This is a genomic window from Bradyrhizobium sp. STM 3561 (assembly GCF_045571455.1).
GTDB classification, from domain to species: domain Bacteria; phylum Pseudomonadota; class Alphaproteobacteria; order Rhizobiales; family Xanthobacteraceae; genus Bradyrhizobium; species Bradyrhizobium vignae.
This window is the reverse complement of record NZ_CP120695.1, coordinates 2,401,538-2,426,328: the sequence shown is the minus strand read 5'-3', so window position 1 is coordinate 2,426,328 and position 24,791 is coordinate 2,401,538. Positions and strand designations below refer to the sequence as shown.

The 24,791-nt window shown below is 63.5% G+C and carries 22 protein-coding genes; 12 read left to right on the top strand and 10 right to left on the bottom strand.

Features of this window, described 5'->3' with window-relative positions; genetic code table 11:
• Positions 1-21: 21 nt before the first annotated feature.
• The 3 genes from P6U28_RS11130 (at position 22) to P6U28_RS11120 (ending at position 4,992) form a co-directional block, all read left to right on the top strand.
• Entirely contained in the window at positions 22-1,272 is a 1,251-nt protein-coding gene (locus P6U28_RS11130) for a cyclopropane-fatty-acyl-phospholipid synthase family protein (protein WP_162500309.1), read from the top strand.
• A gap of 803 nt (positions 1,273-2,075) precedes the next feature.
• Positions 2,076-3,581, top strand: coding sequence for a replicative DNA helicase (locus P6U28_RS11125; RefSeq protein ID WP_122403589.1), 1,506 nt, complete (start codon positions 2,076-2,078; stop codon positions 3,579-3,581).
• 61 nt (positions 3,582-3,642) lie between these two features.
• Positions 3,643-4,992 carry an IS701 family transposase gene (locus tag P6U28_RS11120; protein ID WP_122400733.1) on the top strand — a complete coding sequence of 450 codons (1,350 nt, stop codon included), beginning with the start codon at positions 3,643-3,645 and terminating at the stop codon, positions 4,990-4,992.
• A 348-nt stretch (positions 4,993-5,340) separates the two neighbouring features.
• Here P6U28_RS11120 and P6U28_RS11115 read toward each other — a convergent pair whose 3' ends face one another.
• The 5 genes from P6U28_RS11115 to P6U28_RS11095 all read right to left on the bottom strand — a co-directional run bounded on the left by P6U28_RS11115 (position 5,341) and on the right by P6U28_RS11095 (position 9,838).
• Positions 5,341-6,114: an anti-sigma factor gene (locus P6U28_RS11115; RefSeq protein ID WP_122403590.1), complete on the bottom strand. Its 774-nt coding sequence runs from the start codon at positions 6,112-6,114 to the stop codon at positions 5,341-5,343.
• Positions 6,111-6,638 carry a sigma-70 family RNA polymerase sigma factor gene (locus tag P6U28_RS11110; protein WP_122403591.1) on the bottom strand — a complete coding sequence of 176 codons (528 nt, stop codon included), beginning with the start codon at positions 6,636-6,638 and terminating at the stop codon, positions 6,111-6,113. The genes P6U28_RS11115 and P6U28_RS11110 overlap by 4 nt, the downstream gene beginning before the upstream one ends.
• 35 nt (positions 6,639-6,673) lie before the next feature.
• Positions 6,674-8,143, bottom strand: a complete 1,470-nt coding sequence (locus P6U28_RS11105) for a YncE family protein (protein ID WP_407123052.1) — start codon at positions 8,141-8,143, stop codon at positions 6,674-6,676.
• Positions 8,144-8,153: 10 nt separating this feature from the next.
• Positions 8,154-9,215 carry an alpha/beta fold hydrolase gene (locus P6U28_RS11100; RefSeq protein WP_122406714.1) on the bottom strand — a complete coding sequence of 354 codons (1,062 nt, stop codon included), beginning with the start codon at positions 9,213-9,215 and terminating at the stop codon, positions 8,154-8,156.
• Between the two features lie 104 nt (positions 9,216-9,319).
• A complete protein-coding gene (locus P6U28_RS11095; RefSeq protein WP_407122213.1) occupies positions 9,320-9,838 on the bottom strand; it encodes a DUF305 domain-containing protein in 519 nt (172 codons plus the stop codon).
• A gap of 1,070 nt (positions 9,839-10,908) precedes the next feature.
• Between P6U28_RS11095 and P6U28_RS11090 the strand changes: the two genes are divergently transcribed.
• Positions 10,909-11,175, top strand: a complete 267-nt coding sequence (locus P6U28_RS11090; protein WP_122403595.1) for a hypothetical protein — start codon at positions 10,909-10,911, stop codon at positions 11,173-11,175.
• A gap of 37 nt (positions 11,176-11,212) precedes the next feature.
• Here the strand turns inward: P6U28_RS11090 and P6U28_RS11085 are convergent, their stop codons facing one another.
• Entirely contained in the window at positions 11,213-12,274 is a 1,062-nt protein-coding gene (locus P6U28_RS11085; RefSeq protein ID WP_407122212.1) for a LysR family transcriptional regulator, read from the bottom strand.
• A 116-nt stretch (positions 12,275-12,390) separates the two neighbouring features.
• On the opposite strand from P6U28_RS11085, the gene P6U28_RS11080 reads away from it, so the two are divergent.
• The 4 genes from P6U28_RS11080 (at position 12,391) to alr (ending at position 16,474) form a co-directional block, all read left to right on the top strand.
• On the top strand, positions 12,391-13,812 hold the full coding sequence (locus P6U28_RS11080) for an aldehyde dehydrogenase family protein (protein ID WP_122403597.1): 1,422 nt from the start codon (positions 12,391-12,393) through the stop codon (positions 13,810-13,812).
• On the top strand, positions 13,809-14,189 hold the full coding sequence (locus tag P6U28_RS11075; protein ID WP_122403598.1) for a carboxymuconolactone decarboxylase family protein: 381 nt from the start codon (positions 13,809-13,811) through the stop codon (positions 14,187-14,189). The genes P6U28_RS11080 and P6U28_RS11075 overlap by 4 nt, the downstream gene beginning before the upstream one ends.
• Positions 14,190-14,238: 49 nt before the next feature.
• Complete coding sequence (locus P6U28_RS11070; RefSeq protein ID WP_122403599.1) at positions 14,239-15,102, top strand: SDR family NAD(P)-dependent oxidoreductase; 864 nt, start codon at positions 14,239-14,241, stop codon at positions 15,100-15,102.
• A 106-nt stretch (positions 15,103-15,208) separates the two neighbouring features.
• Complete coding sequence (gene alr, locus P6U28_RS11065) at positions 15,209-16,474, top strand: alanine racemase (protein ID WP_162500604.1); 1,266 nt, start codon at positions 15,209-15,211, stop codon at positions 16,472-16,474.
• 134 nt (positions 16,475-16,608) lie between these two features.
• Here the strand turns inward: alr and P6U28_RS11060 are convergent, their stop codons facing one another.
• Positions 16,609-16,830, bottom strand: coding sequence for a cysteine rich repeat-containing protein (locus P6U28_RS11060; protein WP_122403601.1), 222 nt, complete (start codon positions 16,828-16,830; stop codon positions 16,609-16,611).
• Positions 16,831-16,870: 40 nt separating this feature from the next.
• Between P6U28_RS11060 and P6U28_RS11055 the strand changes: the two genes are divergently transcribed.
• Complete coding sequence (locus tag P6U28_RS11055) at positions 16,871-17,641, top strand: exodeoxyribonuclease III (RefSeq protein ID WP_122403602.1); 771 nt, start codon at positions 16,871-16,873, stop codon at positions 17,639-17,641.
• 3 nt (positions 17,642-17,644) lie between these two features.
• Here P6U28_RS11055 and P6U28_RS11050 read toward each other — a convergent pair whose 3' ends face one another.
• Positions 17,645-18,013, bottom strand: coding sequence for a GFA family protein (locus P6U28_RS11050; RefSeq protein WP_122403603.1), 369 nt, complete (start codon positions 18,011-18,013; stop codon positions 17,645-17,647).
• Positions 18,014-18,380: 367 nt separating this feature from the next.
• Here P6U28_RS11050 and P6U28_RS11045 point away from each other — a divergent pair, with 367 nt between their 5' ends.
• Entirely contained in the window at positions 18,381-19,106 is a 726-nt protein-coding gene (locus P6U28_RS11045; RefSeq protein ID WP_122406716.1) for a sulfite exporter TauE/SafE family protein, read from the top strand.
• A 12-nt stretch (positions 19,107-19,118) separates the two neighbouring features.
• Here the strand turns inward: P6U28_RS11045 and P6U28_RS11040 are convergent, their stop codons facing one another.
• Both P6U28_RS11040 and P6U28_RS11035 read right to left on the bottom strand, forming a co-directional pair.
• Positions 19,119-21,188, bottom strand: a complete 2,070-nt coding sequence (locus P6U28_RS11040) for a putative bifunctional diguanylate cyclase/phosphodiesterase (RefSeq protein WP_407122208.1) — start codon at positions 21,186-21,188, stop codon at positions 19,119-19,121.
• Positions 21,188-22,336, bottom strand: coding sequence for an ABC transporter substrate-binding protein (locus tag P6U28_RS11035; RefSeq protein ID WP_122403605.1), 1,149 nt, complete (start codon positions 22,334-22,336; stop codon positions 21,188-21,190). Before P6U28_RS11035 ends, P6U28_RS11040 begins: the two co-directional genes overlap by 1 nt.
• A gap of 195 nt (positions 22,337-22,531) precedes the next feature.
• Here P6U28_RS11035 and radA point away from each other — a divergent pair, with 195 nt between their 5' ends.
• Both radA and P6U28_RS11025 read left to right on the top strand, forming a co-directional pair.
• Positions 22,532-23,977: a DNA repair protein RadA gene (radA, locus tag P6U28_RS11030; protein ID WP_122403606.1), complete on the top strand. Its 1,446-nt coding sequence runs from the start codon at positions 22,532-22,534 to the stop codon at positions 23,975-23,977.
• Positions 23,978-24,145: 168 nt separating this feature from the next.
• On the top strand, positions 24,146-24,775 hold the full coding sequence (locus P6U28_RS11025) for a CvpA family protein (RefSeq protein WP_122403607.1): 630 nt from the start codon (positions 24,146-24,148) through the stop codon (positions 24,773-24,775).
• The last annotated feature ends 16 nt before the right edge of the window (positions 24,776-24,791 follow it).

The window sequence follows — 24,791 nt, the reverse complement described above, 5'->3', positions numbered from 1 at the left end:
TTCGCTCGAGAGGAAGTGCCGATGGACCGTTTGTTGCGCAGATTCCTGTCTCAATTCATCCGCCGCGGGTCGATGACGGTGACCAGCGCAAGCGGATCGAAGTTTACCGTCGGCGACGGCTCTGGTGAGCCGGTCGCGGTGCGCTTCGTCACGGCGGACGCGGAGCGGAAGATCCTCATCAATCCCGAACTGGGGCTTGGCGAGGCCTATATGAACGGCGAGTTCGTGGTCGAACGCGGCACCATAGCTGATGCCCTCGCGATCCTGCTCGATCAACCCGACCTATTGCCGCAGTGGGCAAAACCGTGGTGGCACCTGCGCTACCTGACCCGACACTTGAAGCAGTTCAATCCGCGCTCGCGCGCCCGTAGCAATGTGGCGCACCATTACGATCTCGACGGCCGGCTCTATTCGCTCTTTCTCGATGCCGACAAGCAATATAGCTGCGCCTATTTCGAAACGGCTGAGATGCCGCTGGACGACGCGCAGCTTGCCAAGAAGCGGCACATTGCGGCGAAGCTTCTCATCAAGGACGGCCAGCGGGTGCTCGACATCGGCTCCGGCTGGGGCGGCCTAGGGCTCTATCTCGCAGAGATCGCCGGCGCCGATGTCACCGGTGTCACGCTATCGACCGAGCAGTTGCAGGTCGCCAACGCGCGCTCAGCCGAAAAGGGCCTGACGGCCTCGGCCAGATTCCTGCTCCAGGATTACCGCGACATTGATGGTAAGTTCGACCGGATCGTTTCGGTCGGCATGTTCGAACATGTCGGGGCAAGGTTCTACGAGGCCTACTTCCAGCGCTGCGCCGAACTGCTGAGCGAGGACGGCATCATGCTGCTGCATTCGATCGGCCGTTCGCAGGGCCCGGATTCGACCAATCCCTGGATCGCGAAATACATCTTCCCCGGCGGCTACATCCCCGCCCTATCGGAGGTGCTGCCGGCGATCGAGCGCGCCGGCCTCTTGGTCTGCGACATCGAGATCTTGCGCCTGCACTATGCCGAGACGTTGAAGGCGTGGCGGGAGCGCTTCATGGCGCGGCGCGAGGAGGCCGTGCAGCTCTACGACGAGCGCTTCGCCCTGATGTGGGAATTCTATCTGGCGGCCTGCGAGATGACGTTCCGCAAGCAAGCCATGATGAACTTCCAGATCCAGCTCACCCGTCGCCAGGGCGTGGTGCCGATGATCCGCGACTACATCCCGCGGGAGGAAGCCCGGCTGCGGGCGCGTGAAGGCGCGAGCAAGCCCCGGCTGAAGCTGGCTGGTGAATAGGGCCAAGTCCCCTATTGGGCCAAGTCCCTGGTCAGAGGTCCTAGTGGCGCAGGGTCGAAATCCGAGCTGTGCGGAAAGAGGCGGTTAAAGCCAGTTGCGCCCGCAATTCCAGCAGGACCTCGGGTGCGACCGGCTGGCGACGCACGTCAGGGCGTTCAGCCTGCTTCATGGCCGCGATCAACCCGGACAGCCAAAGCCGGCTGCCTGCCTCGCTTCGCCAATTCTGGTGCCGCTGTTCTGGCCGCATCGCTCGCCTCGTGTCCCTGTTGGCGGGGAAATGGGACAATCTCCGATCCGCCGTCCAGTTCCGGCATTAGCCCCGAAAGAATCCGGGGAGATGTGATCTGCTTCACATAAGTCTGGTCGGGGCTGGCTTAGACCGCCGCCATGAGCAAAAAGAGCCAAACCTCATTCGACGTGCAGGACGACCTCCGCACCGATTACGCCCTGATCGTCACCGGCGTCGGGGCGGCCCTGGTTGCGCTGGTCTACCTCCTGTTGGTCTGAACCCGAGCCGAAGCCGGCCGGCGCGCGTCAATTTCGCGCGCTCCTCGATAGGTCTGCGCGCCAGCCGACAGGTTCATGGGGTCCAGGATTTTTCCACGGCGCGACCGCGCGGCCGCTTCCAGCGCGCACCGGTTCCGCGAAAATCTCGTCAAGCGCGGCGCGTGCCGCAGCTGCCAATCATCCACCATTTTAACTGAGCGGTTGATAGCGGCCAGCTTTTGCTTCCGCTTTGGCTTGAGGCGGCGCTTTATCCCGGCCCCGCATCCGCCCAAGAAAATTGCTAAGCACGTCCGACCATGGCCCTGACTGATTCGAACGTTCTCAAACTCGCGCCCGATGCCGGAACTCCCGCCTATCGGAGCGCGCCGCACAACATCGAGGCGGAACAGAGCCTCCTGGGCGCGATCCTGGTCAACAACGACGCCTTCTACCGCGTCTCCGACTTCCTGGAGGCGAAGCATTTCTTCGAGCCGCTGCACCAGACCATCTTCGAGACCGCCGGCAGCCTGATCCGGATGGGCAAGATCGCGACACCCGTCACGCTGAAGACCTTCCTGCCCGCCGACACCGATGTCGGCGGCATGACCATCGGTCAGTATCTGGCGCGGCTTGCGGCCGAAGCCACCACCATCATCAACGCCCAAGACTACGGCCGCACCATCTACGACCTGTCGCTGCGGCGCGACCTGATCGGCATCGGCGAGGACATGGTCAATGTCGCCTATGACGCGCCGGTCGACTTCGCGCCGCGCGCACAGATCGAGGACGCCGAGCGCCGCCTCTACGAGCTCGCCGAATCCGGCCGCTATGACGGCGGCTTTCAGAAATTCTCGCAGGCGCTGACGGTTGCGGTCGATCTCGCCGCAAAGGCGTTCCAGCGCGACGGCAAGCTGTCGGGCATCTCGACGGGCCTGCGCGACCTCGACACCAAGATGGGCGGGCTGCAGCCTTCCGACCTCATCATCGTCGCGGGACGTCCCGGCATGGGCAAGACGTCGCTGGCGACCAACATCGCCTACAACGTCGCCCAGGCCTACGTGCCCGAACTGCAGGCCGACGGCACCATGAAGGCCGCCAATGGCGGCGTGATCGGCTTCTTCTCCTGCGAAATGTCGGCCGACCAGCTCGCCACGCGTATCGTCGCCGAGCGCACCGGCATCCCCTCCTCCCACATCCGCCGCGGCGGCATCTCGGAAGCCGATTTCGAGAAGATCCGCCAGGTCTCGATCGAACTGCAGTCGCTGCCGTTCTATGTCGACGCCACCGGCGGTCTGTCGATCGCGCAGCTGATGGCGCGCGCGCGTCGCCTCAAGCGCCAGAAGGGCCTCGATCTGCTGGTGATCGACTACATCCAGCTGCTCTCAGGCTCGGGCAAGCGCGCCAGCGACAGCCGCGTGCAGGAAATCACGGAGATCACCACCAGCCTGAAAGCGCTGGCCAAGGAGCTCAACGTTCCCGTGATCGCGCTGTCGCAGCTCTCGCGTCAGGTGGAATCGCGCGATGACAAGCGGCCGCAGCTCTCGGACCTGCGCGAATCCGGCTCGATCGAGCAGGACGCCGACGTCGTGCTGTTCGTGTTCCGCGAGGAATATTACCTCGCCATGAAGGAGCCGCGTCCCGGCACCGAGGAGCACGCCAAATGGCAGGCCGACATGGAACGCACCGTCGGCCGCGCCGAAGTCATCATCGGCAAGCAGCGCCACGGTCCGACCGGCACGGTCGAACTGCACTTCGATTCCTCGGTCACGCGCTTCGGCGACCTCGCGCATGACGGCCAGCTGCCGGACCGCAGCGACTACTAGCACTACTTTGGCAGATTGTTGATTTTGGCGCGTTTTATAGGATTCCCGAATCAATTTTTCAATGATTCATGGGTGGTCGGCTCTTGGAGGGCTGACCATGCCGGGATGGGAAGACGAACTCGAACGCTGGCTGATGCCGTTCTTGGACCGACTGGGTCATAAGACCCGGCAGCGGATGTGTCCTCTGTATGTTGCGGGATTGATCGGTCCCGGCGATCGTAAGAGCGTTCAGCCGATGGCGGAACGCCTTGCCACCAGCACCTACGACCAGTTGCACCATTTCATTGCGGACGGTGTCTGGGACGCGACGCCGCTGGAGACAGAGTTGCTCAACCAGGCGGACCGACTTGTCGGCGGCAGGGATGCGGTGCTGGTTATTGATGACACCTCACTTCCCAAGAAGGGTGAGCGCTCGGTCGGTGTTGCGGCTCAATACGCCTCGGCTCTCGGTAAAACGGCAAATTGCCAAACACTGGTGTCTTTGACGCTTGCGCGCGGCGAAGTACCCGTGATGGTCGCGTTACGTCTCTTTCTGCCTGACAGTTGGACAAGCGACGAATCTCGTTTGAAGCGCGCTCGCGTGCCAGTCGAACATCGAACGCCACGGTCCAAGCCGGAGATTGCTTTGGCCGAGATTGACCGCGCGATAGCAGCCAACGTGCGCTTTGGATATGTGCTGGCGGATGCAGGATACGGCCTCAGCGCACCGTTTCGACAAGGGCTAACAGAGCGCGGGCTGGTCTGGGCTGTCGGAATCCCGCGGCACCTGAAAGTGTATCCGGTCGATGTGAAGCTCATTTGGCCGATTACCAAAGCCCGCGGCAAACCACGAAAGCACCACGTGCCCGATATCTTATCAATTGCGGCCGAGCAAATGCTGGCCGGCGCCAAATGGAAAACCGTGAGTTGGCGTAGCGGGACGAAAGGTCGGCTTAAAGCCCAATTTGCTGCGGTCCGTGTCCGGACCGCCGACGGCCCTCCGCAGCGGATATGGGATAAAGGTCAGCAGCATCTCCCAGGCGACGAAGCCTGGCTCATTGGCGAGCAACGTGCGTCCGGGGAGAAGAAATACTATCTGGCCAATCTTCCGGCGGCGACGGATCTGCGCACGCTGGCCGCCACCATCAAGGCACGGTGGATTTGTGAGCAGGCGCATCAGCAGTTGAAGGAGGAACTTGGACTTGATCACTTCGAAGGGCGATCATGGCAAGGTCTTCATCGCCACGCCCTGATGACAATGATTGCCTACGCCTTCCTGCAACATCGTCGCCTCGCACACGCGGGGCGGAAAAAAAAGAATCTACGGGCCTCCGCCTCAGCCAACCATGCCAGCCGTACGTCACGCCATCGTCGATCTCATCCTTCGGCCGCCGTCTCAGCATTGCCCATATTGCCGAAGGCAAATCCGTGAAAAACAGCGGCGAAAACACAATCTGCCAAAGTAGTGCTAGGGCGTGTACTCATAAACTCACCGATGTCCGATTTTGAGAGCAAAGCGGAAAAATTCTGCTTGGTCATAGCATTACCGGTTTTGACCCAAAGGCGACATGGTGGCGGGGCGCAAGATGTCTGTTCTAAGAGGAAGGGCGGATTTGTCCGCCGCGGGAGTTTTCAATTCATTCCCATAGTAGCCCTTCCGCCAGATCGTGACGCAACGGCAGCGTCGGTTGAGACTCCTCACTCGAAGTTCCGAGATCAACCTGCACGCGGTTGTACTCATGGCGAGGTCCTGCCTTGATCGGTGTCACCGATCCGGCGTCTAAACCGCCCGTGCCTGCCTGCGAACCTCATTTGCAATCGGCCTCAGGGTTTCCGGGGCTGCCTGACCGACCAGGCTGTAGCCCACGCCGTCATCAGCCCAGGCGAAGCCTCCGACATCGCCCTGCGACCGGGGCGTCATGGGCGCATTTTGGTCCGCATTGCTCATCGGCCGGGTCAGCACGACAATCCGGCCGCCGCGATCATCGTCATACATGAACATCGCAGCGGGCCCGTGCGAGGTGGCGACAAGCCGTCCTCCCATCAGCCGGTATCCCGACGTAGTCAGATCCGGAACCTTCACCGGCCGATGTAGCCGGTCAGAAACCCATTGCACGAGCTGAGCGGAATCGGACGCGCGGACCTCGACAGGGCGGACGCGGTCCGGCGCGTAGACGTTATACGAAACGGAGGCCTCCTGCGCGAGCGCAGCCAATCCGCCAGGCGCCACCTCCAGCGCACCGCGTACCGCCCAGCCGCCCAAACCTCCGATGCTCAGCAATAACATTGCCGCCATCGCCCACCGGGCTATCGAAGGCGGCCGCGCGCGGTTTTCGATGATTCGCGACAAATTGAGCTCCGGCGGCAGGGGTTCTTCGGCGATGGGCGCGAGCGCCGCGCGCAACAGATCCCGCTGGCCAGTCAAGGCAGCGACACGCTTGGCCACATCAGGATGTTCGCCCAAATAATCGGCGACTTCCGCCTGCCGCTCCGGCTCAAGGACACGATCCACATAGCCGTGGAGATCATCTTCTGTGATCGGTCGAGGGCTCATTTCCCGCTCCGTAGTGACACGACGTTGGCCGGCATATTGCCTGCAGTCCCTTCGATCTCCTGCTGGAGCCTTTCCCGGGCCCGCGAAAGCCGCGACATCACCGTACCCACGGGAATATCAAGCACCTTTGCAGCATCCGCATAAGAGAGATCCTCTACCGCAACAAGCAGCAGCACGGCGCGCTGGTCCTCCGGAAGTCTCGCGAGCTTGTTCATGACATCCTGACACATCATTTTCCGTTCCTGCACGGCGGGCTCGCAGAAATCGTCCTCATTGGTCTCATCGATCGGAACATGCCTGCCGCGCGTCGCCGTTTGACGAAACTGACTGATTGCCAGGTTGTGGACGATAGTGAAGAGCCAGGCGCGAACATTGCCGTCGCGGCGCTGGTACCAGTGGCTCACGGCCCGCTCCAGGCAATCCTGCACCAAGTCGTCGGCATTGGTGCGATCGCGCACAAGGGAGCGGGCGTAGCGGCGGAGCGCGGGTATCAGCGGTTCGACCTGCAGCAGCATGTCTTTCATGGCGCGCTCCGCCTGCGGCTTGCATTACTCTAGCACTATCGGGTCTGCACCTGTACTGCCTCTCCGAACGTCGTCATATCTCCGGGGGCAATCACCAGGTAGCGCCGCTCCGGGGGCGCGGGATCTTTGACGGTTTGCCGGATCGGACCGGTCGCAGTAACGATCGCCGATCCCGCCGGATTGGTCATGAAGGCCGCCAGCGGTTGCAGGGGACCACCCCCGTCCGCGCGATCGGCCAGCGCGAGCACGTACTTCTGCTTTGGCTCGAGCCCCGTGACGGACGCCTGCAACACCTGGATCAATCCCTGATCGAACAGCGCAACGTTGGTCGGCGGCTGTCCGTCCTTGGCGTCCTTTGCCGCAAGCGACAGATGCGAGGCCTGGGCGGCGACACCAAGAGGCTGCAGGTTCTGGCGATCGTCGGGATCTGGAGCAGCATTGGGCACATAGGCAATCGCCTGGGGCGCTTGTCCGACTGGAATGTTTGCGATCACGGTGTTGCTTGCAGTGTCGATGGCCGCGAGTGCATCGGCATTCTCCAGTCCAACATAGATGCGCGACCCGTCGCCGGACGGCCACACGCCGTGCGGAAGATTCCCGACCGGGATGGTTGCGGCTTGCGAAAAATCGTCGGTGCGGAATACCTTGACTTCGTTCAAGCCGCCGATTGTTACATAGGCAAACGTTCCCTTCGCCGTATGAGCGAAGTTCACGTGGTTGGTGATCGGGCCTGTGTCGATCGTCTTGATCAGGTTGAACGGCGGCCTGGCGTTGAACACCTGGGTCTTGCCGACATCCTTGAGCGTGAACCACACCTGGTTCCCGTCCGGCGTCGCGGCGATGTTCGGACAGAACGGGCTTTCCTGCTGGACCTTTGCAATGATTTCGTGGTCAGCGACGGATACGACGTCGGTTTCCGGATTGAAGGACGAGCAGATATAGCCGTATTTGCCGTCGGGCGAGAAGATCTGCATGCCGGGCCCGTTAGGCGTCGTGATGCGCGTCTTCTCCGTGAAGGTCTTGCTGTCAATCACGGAGATATAGTTCTCGCCGCGCACAGTTACCCAGACCTCCGTGCCGTCGGGAGTGAAGAACGCTTCATGCGGAGAGCGGCCGACATAGGTCATATGTTTCACGGCATTCGTGGCAGTGTCGATAAAGGTCACGGAATTCGATCCGATCGAAACCACGGCCAGCGTGCGATGATCGGGCGAATAGCCCATGCCATGGACGAGAACCTGGCCCTTGTAGAGAGGGCTGAAATTGGCTGGCTGCGGATCTCCCAACCTGATCACGCCGAGGAGCTTGTTATCGACCGGGTCAGTCACCGAGACCGTGTTGGAGAACTGTTCCGCGGCATAAACGCGGTCGTGATGGCTGATCGGGACATCAGGCGCGGATAGCGCGCCGGGCGCCTGGCCCGCCCACGCACTGCCACAGGCCGCAAGCATCGTGCTTGCAAGAAGAAGGCTTTTGGCGATTGAGAACAGCTTGCTCATTTTCATCATCCTTTGGTTAAAGGCCAGCAGCTTTCGTGACGTCAGCCACCGCTTCGGCAAAGGCTTGAGGAGCCTCCTGCGGCAGATTGTGCCCGATGCCGCCCGTGATGGTCCGGTGCGAATATTTGCCGAAAAACATCTTTGCATAGGTCGCAGGGTCGGGATGCGGCGCACCGTTCGCGTCACCTTCCATGGTCATGGTCGGCACGGTGATAACCGGACGCTGGGCGAGCCTTCTCTCCAGATCGTCGTATTTCCGTTCGCCCTCGGCGAGGCCGAGCCGCCAGCGGTAATTATGGATCGCGACCGCGACATGATCGGGATTGTCGAATGCCTTCGCGCTGCGATCGAAGGTGGCGTCGTCGAACGCCCACTTCGGCGACGCGAGCTGCCAGATCAGCTTGGAGAAGTCGTGACGATATTTGTCATAGCCGTCTCGCCCGCGTTCGGTCGCGAAATAAAATTGGTACCACCATTGCAACTCGGCCTTTGGAGGCAGTGGTTTCTTTTCGGCTTCGGGGTTGCCGATCAGATAACCGCTCACCGAGACCATGGCCCTGCAGCGTTCCGGCCAGAGTGCCGCGACGATGTTAGCCGTCCGCGCGCCCCAGTCGAAACCGGCGAGCGTCGCCTGCTCGATCCCGAGCGCGTCCATCAGCGCGATAGTATCGACGGCGACTGCCGACGGCTGGCCGTTGCGGATCGTCGCATCCGAGAGAAAGCGCGTGGTGCCGTAACCGCGCAAATAGGGCACAACCACGCGATAACCCGCCGACGCCAGCAAGGGCGCGACATCGGCAAAACTGTGAATGTCGTAGGGCCAGCCATGCAGTAGGATGACGGGCGCGCCGTCGGCGGGACCGGCTTCGGCGTAGCCGACATTGAGAAGCCCTGCGTCGACTTGCTTCAGCGACGCGAACGAGGTGTTCGTGCTCGGCTTGAAGGTGCGCGCATCCCAAGTCTTCTTGCTCGCTGATTGCGCGTCGGCGGAGTCGTTGAGGGCGAATTGGGCGGCGGCGAGGATCGTCGCTGCTGTGCCGAAGAAGCGCCGCCGATCGTGATTGATCTTTTCTGACATCTTGATGTTCTCCTGATCGTTGCATCTTCGTGCGCTGATGAGTTCGCCCGCCCTTGCCGGTTTGGTTTGCAATGCCACGATCAATTCACCAGCTGGAGGCCTCGTTACCGTAATGGCGTGTCCATCTGCATGCCGGAGTGGTGATGTTGCGCCGGACTGGAAGCCGGTTGCTGTTGCGTTGGAGCAGGCGTGGAATTCGCTACGGATTCGCCAATAGCAAGTTTCATGGCCGCGATTTCCTGAACCTGGTCGACAATGATCTCCTGCGCGATGCGCCGCAGCTGTTCGTTCTTGCCATAGCGCAATTCGCTGACCGCCATCTCGATCGCGCCCTGATGATGAGGGATCATCATTGCTACGAAATCGCGATCGATATCGCCGGTCGGCTTGATCGCCATATCGTTCATCATCTTGATCATTGCCGCCTCGTTCTCTTTCCAGAACGGAGCTTCGTCGACGGTGGCTGCCGGCGACGCAGGCGGGTGGTGTTCCTGCGCCATCACATGTGACGGAAGGGCAACCGCGACAAGAAGGCGCGCGCCGAGGAACGCAGCGCCGAGACCATGCTTAGGGAGGTGGCCCAAGAATGCCATTGCGACGCCGCGAAACGATGACTGATGCATTGTCAGCTCCATGACTGGTGTGTTGGGGGTGTGACGTGCCGGGGGGCGTCTTATTCCGCCGCGCCTGCAAGAAACTCCGGAGCGGCGGCTCGCCGAATCTTGAAAAGCGCAATCGTTGCAAGGACAAAGGATCGTCCAGGGAGACCGATCACATAGACGTTAGGATTGCTGGCACCTAGCGGCGGGCTCGCATTTATCGGGCCGAAAGGACATGCCCCGAAGCTGGCCGATTACGTCCATCGCATCTTGAAGGGTGCCAACCCGCCGATTTGCCCGTCCAAGCGGCGGATTGGGCTCAGCTTTTCCCGCAAAGCCAAATCCGCCTCTCTCTCGCAATACGGCGCTGGGTTACGCTTCGCTAACCCGCCCTTACCAACCGGGCTCAACAGATTCGCGGATTATCGCCGGCGTCGCAAACGCCTCCGGGCTGGTTCTGGAGCGACAGGTCGGATTTCGCGGTGGCCAGTGCCGGCATCCGGGGATGACTGTAGAGCCAGTGGTCCGCCGGCGCGGACTTCGCATGGTGCGTCTGTACGACGTATCGCTCGGCCGCTGAGGTCTCGTGAGCCGCGGCTGATGTTGTGAGCATGGCGACCGCAATCAATCCCGCCGAAAAGAGTTGAATTGGAGTCATCGAACGTCTCCTTTGGGTTTGGGCTTCAGCAAGCGCGAGGACGTTTACCCTCACTGCCGCCACCCGTTGCGCTCTCGTCATGACGAATCGCGCGGCGTTTTATTCCGGCTCGGCTGGGTTAGCTTGCCCTAATCGAAGGTTTGTGATGGACGCCGTTTAGATGCTGCTCGCAGGGCGGATTACCGAAACGTAATCTGAACCGCCTCGTAACGATTGGGGAACTAAGCGCCTCTATCACACACGAGGTCAATCAGCCGATTGCAGCGGGGCGCAACAACGTCATTGCGGCGCTGCATGTCTTGGATCGGAACCCTCCGGATTTGCAGGAGGTCAGAGAAGCGTTCGCCGCTGCTGTTAAGGACGCTGACCGAGTTGGTGCCATCGTCGGTCGAATGCGTGCGCTTATGCAGAAAGCGTCGGCCCGATTAGGGTGGATATGAACGAGGATCTGCAGGAAGTGATTGACCTTACCCGAGGAGAAGCACTGAAGAACGGAGTCTCAGTGGAGAGCCAACTCCCGAAAGGTCTGCCTATCATTGCAGGTGATCGGGTCCAACTCCAGCAAGTCGTGCTTAACCTCGTTCTCGACGCCCTGCAGGCGATGGGCGCAGTTAGTGAGGGCGCTCGACAGGTGATAATCACCACCCGTCAGATCGAATTGAACGATCTGTGCGTTGGGTTAAAACAATCTCGTCCATCATGAATGACCCTCGAACCCAGCGTTGGTCGATTTCATCAGACTAAGCGCTCGGTGCTTTGTCGGTCAGGGCTGGCCGGACAATTTGACTTCGCACCTCGTTGGGCAGCAGTGGCCGAAGCCGCTCGAATTGCTCCTCGCTCAACCAGAATTCGCTGAAATCCACGCTCCCGCTGATGCGGAGCCTGAAGCACATTCCGGTTGCCGAAGGAATCCCGCTTATGGGCCTTGGTCGTCTCCCTTCAGCCCCAACCAGCGCAGCGGTGAAGGCGCGCAGAGCGGGAGGAACATGCCTCCGGCCAGGGTGATAAAGCGCGAGGCCCGGCGAGGTCGGCACCCACGTGTCGAGCACCGCGACGAGCCGGCCGGCTGCGAGATCGTCTCCGACATGCGCCTCCCAGAGATAGGCAAAGCCTGCCCCGGCGAGCGCTGCCTGTCGCATGAGACGCGGATCGTCGAGGATGAGCGTACCCGGCACGTCGATCGTCAGCGGCTTGCCCTCTCCGCGGAACTCCCATCGATACATGGGGCCGCTCGGCCAGCGCGCGCGGATGCATTGGTGATCCATGAGTTCGCCTGGCACCGTCGGCGTTCCGTTGGCGCGCAGATAATCTGGCGAGGCCGCGACGACGAAGCGAAGATCCGGCCCGAACGGGATCGACATCATGTCGCGGGGGACCGCGTCGCGCGTGCGTATACCGGCGTCGCAACCGTGCGCGACGATGTCGATCAGATGATCTTCCGTGATGAGATCAACCGTCACTGCCGGATGGCGCGCGCGGAAGTCAAGCAAATGCCGCAGGACGATGTGATCGGCGACCGCGACCGCGCAATTAATCCTGAGCGTGCCGCGCGGTTCCGCGTCGCTCGCCTCGGGCGTTGCCATCGCACCCTGGATTTCAGCCAGCGCCGGCGCGATCGTGGCGATGAATCGCGAGCCCGCGTCCGACGGCGTCACGCTCCGCGTTGTCCGGTTGAACAGCCGCGTGCCAATCCGCTCCTCCAAACCAGCGACCGCATTGCTGACAGCAGTCGGTGACACGCCCAGGTCGCGTGCCGCCGCACGGAAGCCGCCCAGTCGTGCCACGGCGACGACAGCTTCCAATTCCAACAGTCCTGAGTACCGCATTGATCCTGTTTCCATGACAGCGTGTCATGCATAGTCGCACTTATCGTAGCATGCCCCGGATGCTACGTCCTGTCCAACGACATGGAGATGCAATGAATATCGACGAAATTTACATCGACGGACGTTTTGTGGAGCCGCATGGCACGGAGCTGTTCGATCTGCACAACCCCTTCACCGGCGAGCTTACTGGAACAGTTCGGCTCGGTGATCGCGAGGATGCGAAGGCGGCGATCGCTGCGGCGGGACGCGCGTTCCCCGCTTGGTCTCGGACCGACAAGGCCGAGCGCATCGCGCTACTTCACCGGATGCACGAGGCGGTGACGCGCCATAAGGATCGCCTGCAAGACGCGATTGCACAGGAATTCGGCGCTCCCGTCGCGCGGTCCGGTTTCATGGTGACGCACGCCGCCGATGCCTACCGCCATGCGGCCGACGCGCTCGAACAGACCGAGTTGGAGCTTTCAGTCGGCCAGTCACGGGTGCGGATGATGCCGATTGGGGTTGCTGCGCTCATCATGCCGTGGAACAACAATGCCGGCTTCATCGGTACCAAGCTCGCCTACGCACTCGCCGCGGGTTGCACGGCCGTCCTCAAGCCGAGCGAAATGAGCGCCTGGCAGACGCAGGTGCTGGTGGAGGCGCTCCACGAGGCGGGCGCACCGCCCGGCGTGTTCAACGTCGTCACCGGGCGCGGCGATGTGGTCGGCGCCGAGTTCACCGTGAACTCCGGCGTCGCCAAGATCTCGTTCACCGGGTCCACTCCCGTGGGCAAGTCGATCCAGCGCGCTGCCGTCGATACCATGAAGCGAGTGACGCTGGAACTCGGTGGCAAGTCGCCGACGATCGTTCTCGACGATGTCGACTTCGCCAGCATGATACCCGTCGCCGCCCGGATCGGCATGGGCAATAGTGGCCAGGCGTGTGTCAACGGCACCCGCATCCTAGTGCCGGCATCGCGGCGCGACGAAGCGGTGGCCGCGCTCAAGGCGGCGGTCGAGCAGATGACGTCCGGCGATCCGCGCGACCCCGAGACTGTGATCGGTCCCATGGTCAGCCGGACCCAATATGATCGGGTCCAGCACTATATCCGCGCGGGCATCGACGCGGGTGCGACCCTGGTCACGGGCGGCGAGGGTCACCCGGAGGGAACGGGCGGCTTCTGCGTGCGGCCAACCCTGTTCGCCGACGTCACTAACGACATGGTAATCGCGCGCGAAGAGATCTTCGGCCCGGTGCTGTGCGTGCTCACCTATCGCGACGATGAGGAGGCGATCCGCATCGCCAACGACACGCCCTACGGCCTGTGCGCCTACATCCTCGGCCAGGATACGAAGCGCATCCACGCGATCGCGGACCGGCTAGAGGCGGGCACGATTGGCATCAATGGGGCTGCGCCCGACGTGCGGGCGCCCTTCGGCGGCGTGAAGCAGTCGGGCATCGGCCGCGAGTTCGGTATCTTCGGCCTCCAGTCCTATTTGGAGCCGAAAACGTTGCTAGAGTCGGTGCCTGCATGAAGCCGAGCACGCAGGAGGGTCTGCGCGTGCTGGCCGAGATCAGGGGCGAAGCCGCCGCTAAATCCATGGCGGAAAAGATCGGCGCCGTAGGGGCGCAGGGCGCGCTGGCCGAATTGTCGTGCGACTTCGTCTTTGCCGGGGTGTGGTCGCGCGAAGGGCTCAGCCGCGCACAACGCAGCCTTGTCACCATGGGCGTCCTGATCGCGCTCGGGTTAACGGAAGAACTCGGCAATCACCTCCAGGCAGGTCTCGCCAACGGCCTCTCGCGCCAGGAGATCGACGAGGCGATCATACAGGCCGCTCCCTATGCGGGCCTGCCGGCTGCCTGGCGCGCGGCTGACCGATGGCGGCAAATCCTTGGCGAGCATCGCGGCTGATCAGCCAAGTCGCAATTCACGTAAATTGCGATCAACAGAAGGGTTTGGAATGGATAAGCAGGTTTGGTTCATTACCGGATCGACACGCGGCTTTGGCCGCGCGATCACACTCGCTGCGCTGGAGGCTGGTCATAACGTCGTCGCTACGGCCCGGCGTCCGGAACAACTCTCGGACCTCACGGAGCAGTTTGGGTCGGCCGTGATGCCGCTCGCGCTGGACGTCACCGACGCGGCCGCCGCCCTCAGCGCCATTGCGGCAGCGGTCGAGCGGTTCGGCCGACTTGATGTGGTCGTCAACAACGCCGGCTACGCCAATGTCGGCCCGATCGAAACCATCCCCGACGGCGATTTTCGCGCCCAGTTTGAGACCAACTTCTGGGGCGTCTACAATGTCACCCGGGCGGCGGTGCCGGTGCTGCGCGAGCAGAAATCGGGAACGATCGTTCAATTCTCATCGATCGGCGGTCGCGTAGGGGGCACGCCGGGACTGGGCTCCTACCAGGCGGCCAAGTTCGCAGTCGATGGCTTCACCCGCGTCCTGGCCGCCGAAGTGGCGCCGTTTGGTATCCGCTGCCTCGTCATCGAGCCGAGCGGCTTCGCCACCGATTGGGCAGGATCCTCGATGCAGATCGATGCGGTTGACCAGAACTATGCGGCCACGGTCGGCGTCTCGGCCGACATGATGCGCTCCCATGACCTCATGCGGGCTGGCGACCCGGCGCGGGCGGCGGACATTCTGGTCCGCACGGTAGCTCGCCGCGACGTGCCTTCACACCTGCCGCTTGGCGCCTACGCTGCCTCCAGCGCGATCGCGTACGCGACCCAACAGATCGCTGATGCTACCCGTTGGCAAGGTGTCAGCGCCTCTGCCGACTTCGCTGAAGCGTTCCCGATAGATATTCCGGCGACGTGATAGCGGAGCAGGGACCGGGCAACGGGTGAGATTATTGGCCGCGTTGGCTAGATCGTGCACCCGGGTTGAACGGCACGGGCCTCTTGCGTAAAACGGCGCCATGACAATGGCGTCCGACCCGAAAACGATCCCGCAATCCGGCCCTCTCTCCGCAGAGGCCAATCAGGCTGCCGCGCTCGCCGCCTATGGCGGCGTGCTGACCGTCGATCTCGACGCGATCATCGCCAATTGGCGCAAGCTCGAGAAGACGGCGGTGCCGGCGGAATGCGCGGCGGTGATCAAGGCCGACGCCTATGGCTGCGGCGCCGCCGAGGTCTCGCGCGCGCTGAGCAAGGCCGGCTGCAAGACCTTCTTCGTTGCCACCATCGAGGAAGCGCGCAAGGTGCGCGCAGCCGTTCCGGAACCCACGATCTACGTGCTCGGCGGCTATTTCCAGAACACCGGCGAGCACTATGCCCAGATCAACTGCCGGCCCGTGATCGGCGATCTCAACGAGCTCGCCGAATGGGACGTGTTCTGCCGCCGCACCGGCTGGAACGGAGGCGCTGCCGTTCACATCGACACCGGCATGAATCGGCTCGGCCTGACCTTATCGGATGCGCAGGCCATCATCCCCCGCATCAACGCCGGGGATCACGGCATCACGCTGGTGATGAGCCATCTGGTCTCGGCCGAGCAGCTCAACAGCCCGATCAATGCAAGACAGCTCGCGACCTTCCGCAGCATCGCCAGTGAGTTCTCGGGCGTCCCGGCGGCCCTTGCCAATTCCTCCGGCATCTTCCTCGGCGCGCCCTTCCAGTTCGACCTGGTGCGACCGGGGGCTGCGCTCTATGGCGTCAACCCGACCCCGGAAGCCGACAATCCCATGCAGCAGGTGGTCGACCTCAAGGCACGCATCGTGCAGATCCGCACCATCGAGCGCGGCGAGACCGTCGGCTATGGCGGTACCTGGACGGCGCGGCGGCCGACCAAGCTTGCGATCATCGCGGTCGGCTATGCCGACGGCTATTTCCGTGCCGCGAGCTCCAATGACGGCACCCGCGGCGCCGAGGTCATCGTGGCCGGCAAACGCTGCCCGATCGCGGGCCGCATCTCCATGGACCTGATTGCCATCGACATCACCGACCTGCCGCCGAACGCGGCGCGACGCGGCCACATGGTGACGCTGCTCGGAGACGGCATCACCGTCGACGAGCTCGCGCACCATTTCGGCACCATCGGTTACGAGGTGCTGACCAGCCTCGGCCACCGCTATGCCCGCGTCTACAAGGGCGGCAATGTTGTCGAGCCGCTGGTCAAGCCTGAACTCGTGCAAGCGGCCGAGCCGCCGCCGGTCGAGCAGCCCGCAAACCCTCCGCGACCGCCGAGCTAAGCGACTCGTGCCCCGGACGCAGCGCGCCGCGATTCGCGGCGTAGTGCGCTGCAGAGCCGGGGCCCATCTCTCAACAGCATACCGTGTCGCCTTCTCGGTCCCGGCTCGCGCTCCGCGCGTCCGGGACGCGAGGTCTACTGCTTCTTCCGGCTGTCGATCGCCGTCTTGCAGGCAGCGCTGAGCTGATCGCGCTTGCCGTTGAGGCAGGCAACGACGCGGCCGCCGCCCGGCGCGACGCCGGCGCAGAATTTGTCATAGTCCGCCTTGCACGCGCCGCGCGGATCGGACGATTGTGCCGATACGCCTCCGGAGAACGCGATGACGAGTGCGATGGCAACAAAGCTCAACTTGGACATTGGATCTCCGGTGACGGAAGGCAGGAGCCGCTAGCTCTACATGAAGATCGCGACATTCAACATCAACAACATCAACCGCCGCCTGCCCAATCTGTTGGCATGGATGCGCGTCGCGAAGCCCGACGTCGTCGCACTTCAAGAGTTGAAGGCAAGTGATGGCGAATTTCCGGCGGCCGCCATCGAAAAGGCCGGCTACGGCGCGGTGTGGTGTGGACAAAAGACCTGGAACGGCGTCGCCATCCTCGCCCGCAACGCCGCGCCCGTGATGACCCGCGATCGCTTGCCGGGAAAGGCGAGCGATCTCGAAGCCCGCTACATCGAAGCCGCCGTGCGCGGCATCATCGTCACCAGCATCTATCTGCCGAACGGCAATCCGCAGCCGGGACCGAAATTCGACTACAAGCTCGACTGGTTCGCGCGGCTGAGGCGCCACGCCAAGACCTTCATCAAGCACGACCTGCCCGTGGTGCTCGCCGGCGACTACAACGTCGCGCCGACGGAAATCGACATCTACCCGACGCGCTCGTGGGACAAGGATGCGCTGATCCAGCCAAAGAGCCGCGCCGCGTTCGCCGCGCTGGTCGAACAAGGCTGGTGCGATGCGATCCGCGAGCTGCATCCGGGCCAGCGCATCTACACCTTCTGGGACTACAAGCGAAACCGCTGGCTGCGCGATGCGGGCCTGCGGCTCGATCATCTCCTGCTCAGCCCCGCCCTCGCCCCGCGTCTGGCCAAAGCCGGCGTCGACAAGAACATTCGCGGCGAGGATGGCGCGAGCGATCATGCGCCGGCGTGGGTGGTGTTGCGGTGACCCTCACCACAAATTCCTGCCGTCGATCACGTTCACCGGCACGGCATCGAGATCGAAGTCGTCGAACAGGCGCGCATTGACGGCGACCTTGGGATTGTCGAAGTCGGGCTTGCCGCTCGACCAGTCCGGCGACTCCGAATAGGTGCCGCAGCCGCAAGCCGCGCAAAAATGGTGTTTGACGGTGCGGCTGCCCCAGAGATACGTCGCGACGTTCTCCGCCGGTGACAGCAATCGAAACTGCGCCGGCGCGTAATAGGCCCACAGCGCGCCGCGCTTGGCGCAGAGCGTGCAGGTGCAGCGCGTCACGCTCGAAGGCGCCTCCGTCACCTCGAACACCGTCTCACCGCAATGACAACTCGCCTCGATCGGCATGATCCGCTCTCCCCATTTGTCAGGAGAGGGTCGTAGCCCGCCCCTGCTGCCAACATGCTGTCAGCAGCGCGGGATGCCAGGACAAAAATATGAAAAACAACCCCATGCACAGTAGCCGACCCCTGTCCGTTCAATGACTTGCGCTTATTCGGAGTTCGGTTTGACTCGTCGGGCAAAACACTGGCAGGATGTCAGCATCCAGGAACTCCACAGGTGCCTCTCGGCGGCGGCGAGTACTCTTCGGGAGGCTCGACGCGATCCGCGTTATTGCTGATGGCCGGTGCACTGCCCGATAGCTGCCCTCGCGTAGAACGCATCGCTCGGGGCGCGGCCCGCGGCTAAACTCTCCCGATTCGTGGAGATCGCCTTGGCCTTCCTCTTCGTTCTCATCGTCGGCCTCATCGCCGGCACCATCTCAGGCATCGTCGGCACCGGCTCGTCGATCATGCTGATGCCGGTGCTGGTCTATGCCTATGGGCCGAAGGAGGCCGTGCCGATCATGGCCGTGGCTTCGGTGATGGCGAATTTTTCCCGGATTTTGGCGTGGTGGCGCGAGGTCGATTGGCGGGCCTGCGCGGCCTATTCGGCGACGGGCATTCCGGCGGCTGCACTCGGTGCGCGGACGTTGCTGGCGCTGCCCTCGCATGCGGTCGATCTCGCCATCGGCAGCTTCCTGATCGCGATGGTGCCGGTGCGGCACTGGCTGGCACGGCATGACCTGAAGGCCAATCTCTGGCATCTCGCGATCGGCGGCGCGGTGATCGGCTATCTCACCGGCATCGTGGTCTCGACCGGCCCGCTCAGCGTGCCGCTGTTCCTGTTCTATGGCCTGTCCAAGGGCGCTTTCCTTGCCACCGAGGCGGCCTCCTCGCTCGGCCTCTATTTCGCGAAATCAGTGACCTTCGAGCGTTTCGGCGCGCTGACGGGCGACGTCTTCATCAAGGGCCTGATCGCGGGCTCCTCACTGATGTCAGGCGCTTTCATCGCAAAACGTTTCGTGCTGCATCTGAAGCCGGACGTGTTCCGCCTCGTGATGGACGCGATCATGATCGCGGCCGGGCTCTCGATGCTTTGGAACGCAGCTCAGCCGTGACACGGCGGCGGCTCAGGCAGCGAATTCCGGGGTGATCGATGGGCTCTCGGTGATGACGCGGCTCGCCGCCGCCGGCTGCCCGTCGAGCCAGTGCAGCACGGCCTCGAGCGGCTGCGGCCGCTGATAGAGGAATCCCTGCCCGAGCCCCACGCCCATCTCACGCATGGCCTCGGCCTGATCGGCCCGCTCGATGCCTTCTGCGACCAGGGTCAGCCCCAGCGTGCCGGCGAGCGATGCAATGACGCCGACGATGGCCTTGTCTTCCGCGCTGTCCGGTATCTCCCGGATGAACGCCTTGTCGATCTTGACCTTGTCGAGCGGGAAGCGCCTGAGATGCGCGAGCGAAGAGTACCCGGTGCCGAAATCGTCGAGTGCGATCGTGGCGCCCAAGCGCCGCAGGCGATGCAGCGTCTCGGAGGCGCTGGCGATGTTGTTGATCAGCGATCCCTCGGTGATCTCGAGTTCGAGCAGCGATGCCGCGACACCGAAGCGCGCGCAGGTCGCGCGCAGCTCGGCGGCGAGCGAATGGTCGGCAAGCTCGGACGGCGGCAGATTGATCGCGATCCGGATCTGCGGCCTGCCGGCGGCTGCCAATCGTTGCAACGCCCGGCAGGCATCGGTCAGCACGTAGCGGGTCAGCCGCGCATTGTTGCCGCTGCGCTCGATCAGCGGCAAGAATTCGCCGGGACCGATCAAGCCATGTTCAGGATGGCGCCAGCGGATCAGCGCTTCCAGACCGACGACCTCGTGGCTTTCGAGATCGACCTGGCTCTGGTACCAGACCTCGAACTGCCCTTCGGCGAAACCGGTGGGAATGGCAAGCTCGATATCCCGGCGGCGGCGATAGTCGCGCTGGAGCGCTTCGTCCAGCACGGCGACCGTGCCGGGCGCCTTGCTCTTGGCATGATAGAGCGCGATGTCGGCGAGCGTCGGCAGATGCGACAGCTCCGGATCGTCGGCGTGGCGCACGGCAAGACCGATGCTGGCGCGCGGCACCACCTGCTTGTCGTGAAGCCGGATCGGTTCGGAAATGGCATCGAGCACCTGCTGTGCGAATGCGTGCGCGGCCTGCTCGTTGCTCACCTCGGGACGAATGACGACGAACTCGTCGCCGCCGAGCCGGGCAACCCAGTCCTCCGCTTCGACCGCGCCACGAAGACGCTGCGAAATCTGAACCAGGAACGCGTCGCCGGCCTCGTGACCGAAGGTGTCGTTGATGCCCTTGAAGTCGTCGAGATCGATGAAGCAGAACGCGACCAGCGTATCCGGCGAGCCTCCGTCCCCGCTTGCCACGGCAAGGCGCTCGGTCAGGGCGCGCCGGTTCGGCAGCCCGGTGAGCGGATCGTGCGTGGCCATGTGCCCGAGCCGGTCCAGCGCGCCTGACGTCGTGTGCTGCATGGCGTTGAAGGCGCGCGCGAGTTGACCGAATTCGTTCGAGGATGTGACGTCGGCCGGATAGGCGCGGCCGTCCTGCTTGCTGCGCTGGATCGCCCACATCATGGCCGCGAGCGGCCTGCCGATGAAGATGTTGGCTGATATCCGCATGGCGATCAGCGTCGCAAACGTTGCGAGCAGGCCGACGACCAGCAGCAGCACCAGGCGGCTGCCCGCATCCGCATACAGCGTCGTACGGGAATAGGCGATGGCGATGCGGCCGGCCTGAACGGCCATGTTGCCGTTGCTGTAGTGGATGGGGCGCGAGACCTCCGCGACCGACTGGCCTTCGGGGCGCGCGACCACGCGGGCGATCGCGGCGCCGGTGTCGTCATAGACCGCCGCCGCCGCGATGGTCTCGTCGTGCATGATCTCGTTGAGCACGCCCGTGACCTGATCGTAGCGCATCTTCCAGAGCGGCTCGGCGATCAGCTCGGCCCGGCTCTCGGCGACGCGGACCATGCGGGCGTCGAGCTGCCTGACCCGCGACCAGAAGCTCGATGCTTCGACGCCGGCGGAGGCGAGCAGTTGCACCAGCAGCAGAACGGGCACGGTGGCCCAGATCATCGCGTGGACGACCGAGCGCAAGCGCGGTGGCGCTCCCTCCTGGTTGCAGTCCGGATCGATCATCGCCTCATCCTTGCGCATCAGTCCGTGACGCCTTCGGCAAGCGGCAGCGACGAGATGAGCGCATCGAGAGAGAAGTCGTATTGGCCGCAGCGGCCGGCCTTCGCCCGGAACCGCGTAAAGTCGATCCGGTCGAACGCACGCATCCTGATGAGGTCGCCGATCGAAGCGAGATTGTCGCGCGTGATCGCCGACGTCTTGACCTCGACGCGGGGGGAAACGGCTGCGAAATCGCAACCGTCGGCATAGTCGCGCAGGAGAACAATCGACCAGCCGCCGAGCAGGAAATGCCCGCCGTCGGTCAGGAGCAGACGACCCGCCTTGATCTCGCGCAGCGCGTCCTCGGACCAGTTGAGACCCACCACCTGGATATTCCGACCGGGCACGAGACCGGCAGCGATCACCGCGTGCAGCGCGCCGAGTGCCATCGGATCGTTTCCGGCCCAGATGCCGGCAGGCCGGATCTCCTTGCGAGAAGCCCAGCCCAGGTAGTTGGCTGTGACCCGCTCGGCCTCCGACTCCGTCCAGTTGGCGAACAGAAGTCGGTCCACCACGACGTCTGGCGCGGCATCCACAGCGAGCTTGAGACCGGCGTTACGGGCGATCGAGGCGGGCGTGATCTCGTCGCCGCCGATGCCGAGAATGTGGATCTTGCCGTCGGGGCTCTGCCATTTCTCGGCACGCGCCACGCCGATCAGCGCATTGGCCATCCGGGCGCCCGCGGTTTGAAGATCGGTGGTGATGTCGCCGAGCCAGGTCTTGAGCTTCTGACGTGGCGGTCCAAGACGCGCCGCATCCTGGCCGATCAGCGTGTTCGAGAGCAGCAGCGTCTTGACGCCCGCAGCCTCGGCCGCCTCCAGGATCGGGACGGCGGCGGACTCCTCGTTCGACAGGATGAGGAAATCGGGCTTGTCGGGACGCGCCACCACGCTAAAGCCGAGCTCCTGCATGGTGCGGTAATTCCGCTCGCTGGTCAGCACCTCGACATGCGCGTCGAGCTTGCGGCCGGCAGCCTGCATGCTCTGCGCGACCATGTCCCAGAAGACCTCGCCGGTCTTGCCGGGGTTGACGAAGACGATGTCGAGGGGCTTGGCAAGGCTACGGCCGGCGGACGCGAAAACGCCGCAGGCCATGCCCGCAGCGAGCAATATTCGCAAGAATCTCGTCATTTCTCTTCGCCGCCCCCCAATGGTTCCGAGATTGGACCTGCGTCCGCTAACATTTGGCAAAATCCAAGCGGGCACCGCAGCGCAGAGCTAACGAAAGGTATATCCACCGTGCCGAATCGAGATCATGGAAGCGCCGGCGATCAGGGCGCTATTTCCGTGCTATCAGCAATCTGAAACCCGCGACTCGCTATCCTCATGGCCAAATCCACCCTTTCCTTCGTCTGCCAGAACTGCGGCGCGGCCTATAACCGCTGGCAGGGCAAATGCGAGTCCTGCGGCGAGTGGAGTACGCTCGCGGAAGAAGACACCGGCGGCAACGTGCCGGTGTCGATCCGCTCCAAGCGCAAGGGGCGGACGTTTGCGCTGGAGAGTCTCGCCGGAAAAAGCCCGGATGCGCCGCGCCTGTCCTCGGGGATGACCGAGCTCGACCGCGTCACCGGCGGCGGCTTTGTCCGCGGCTCGGTGCTGCTGGTCGGGGGCGATCCCGGTATCGGCAAGTCGACGCTGCTGACGCAGGCGACCAGCCTGCTGGCGCGCGCCGGCCATCGCGTCGTCTACATCTCCGGCGAAGAGGCGGTCGCCCAGGTGCGGCTGCGCGCCGAGCGGCTCGGCCTGTCGGACGCGCCGGTACAGCTCGCGGCCGAAACGTCCGTGGAGGACATCGTCTCGACGCTGTCGGAGGGCGCGGTGCCCCGGCTGATCGTGATCGACTCGATCCAGACCATGTGGACCGACACCGTGGAGTCCGCGCCCGGCACGGTGACGCAGGTGCGCGCTTCGGCCCAGGCGCTGATCCGCTTCGCCAAGAAGACGGGAGCGGCCATCATCCTGGTCGGCCATGTCACCAAGGACGGCCAGATCGCAGGGCCCCGGGTGGTCGAGCACATGGTCGACGCGGTGATGTCGTTCGAAGGCGAAGGCTCGCAGCAATTCCGCATCCTGCGCGCCGTGAAGAATCGCTTCGGGCCGACCGACGAGATCGGTGTGTTCGAGATGACGGGCCTCGGCCTGCGCGAGGTCACCAACCCCTCCGAATTGTTCCTGTCCGAGCGCGATCTCGGCACGCCCGGCACGGCAGTCTTTGCGGGCATCGAAGGCACGAGGCCCGTTCTGGTCGAATTGCAGGCGCTGGTCGCCCCGACCTCGCTCGGCACTCCGCGCCGGGCCGTGGTCGGCTGGGACCCGAGCCGACTCTCGATGGTGCTGGCCGTGCTGGAGGCCCATTGCGGGGTCAAGCTGTCCGGCCACGACGTCTATCTGAACGTCGCGGGCGGCCTGCGCATCCAGGAGCCCGCGGCTGATCTCGCCGCTGCCGCGGCGCTGGTGTCGTCCCTGGTTAATGCGCAGTTACCGACCGATGCGGTCTATTTCGGCGAGATCTCGCTGTCCGGCGTGGTGCGCCCGGTGGCGCAGACCCCGGCCCGGCTGAAGGAAGCGGCGAAACTGGGCTTTCAGCGCGCCGTGCTGCCCGAATCGGCCCGCGGCGAGGCGGGCGGCGATGCCGGATTGTCGCTCAACGCGGTGAACAGCCTGACGACGTTGGTGGCCGAGATCGCCGCCCGCGGCTCCCGCCGGAGCGAATCGAACCCGCCGGCCGAGAAAAATGCCACACCGGCAAGATTCCGCCGTGAACAGGGTTAGCTGGAGGTGACGTCGCAGGTCCCCACCGCTATACAGCCGTCACAAAAGCAGCATGGGATTGCGTGGTTGCGGCCTTGCCGGGAACGCCGTCTGCCCTTCTTTTAGGGCAACGGCCAAACACCGATTCGGCTAGAGCATCTTTGAAGTACGAGCGGACCAGACCAGCCGATGCCAGTAACACTCCTCGACCTGATCCTGCTCGGTGTGATGCTGATTTCGGGCCTGCTCGCCATGGTCCGCGGCTTCATGCGCGAAATCCTGTCGATCGCAGCCTGGGGTGCGGCTGCGATCGTGACGCTCTATTCCTTCTCGAAGCTGCTGCCGACCGCCAAGAGCTATTTCAACAACGACACAGTCGCGAGCGTAGTCGTCGTTGCGGGCGTATTCGTCGGCACCCTGATCGTGGTCTCCGTGATCACGGTCCGGATCTCCGACATGATCCTGGATTCGCGCATCGGCGCGCTGGACCGCACCCTGGGTTTCCTGTTTGGCCTGGCTCGCGGCCTTTTGATCGTCGTGGTCGCCTTCCTGTTCTTCACCTGGCTGGTGCCGGACAAGCAGCGTCCGGACTGGGTCACGGGGGCCAAGTCGCGCGTGGTGCTCCAGGGAACCGGGGATTGGCTGATGGCCCTCTTGCCTGATGATCCCGAGAACACCATCTTGAAGAGATTCAAGAAAAACAAACCAGATGATGATCAAGCTGAATCCGAGCAGCAGCCTTCGGGCAGTGGCGACGGATACAGCAAATCTGCTCGTGACGGCATGAAAAAGCTGATCGAGAAACCTGCGGCGCGTTGATAGAGCCCTAAAGAGA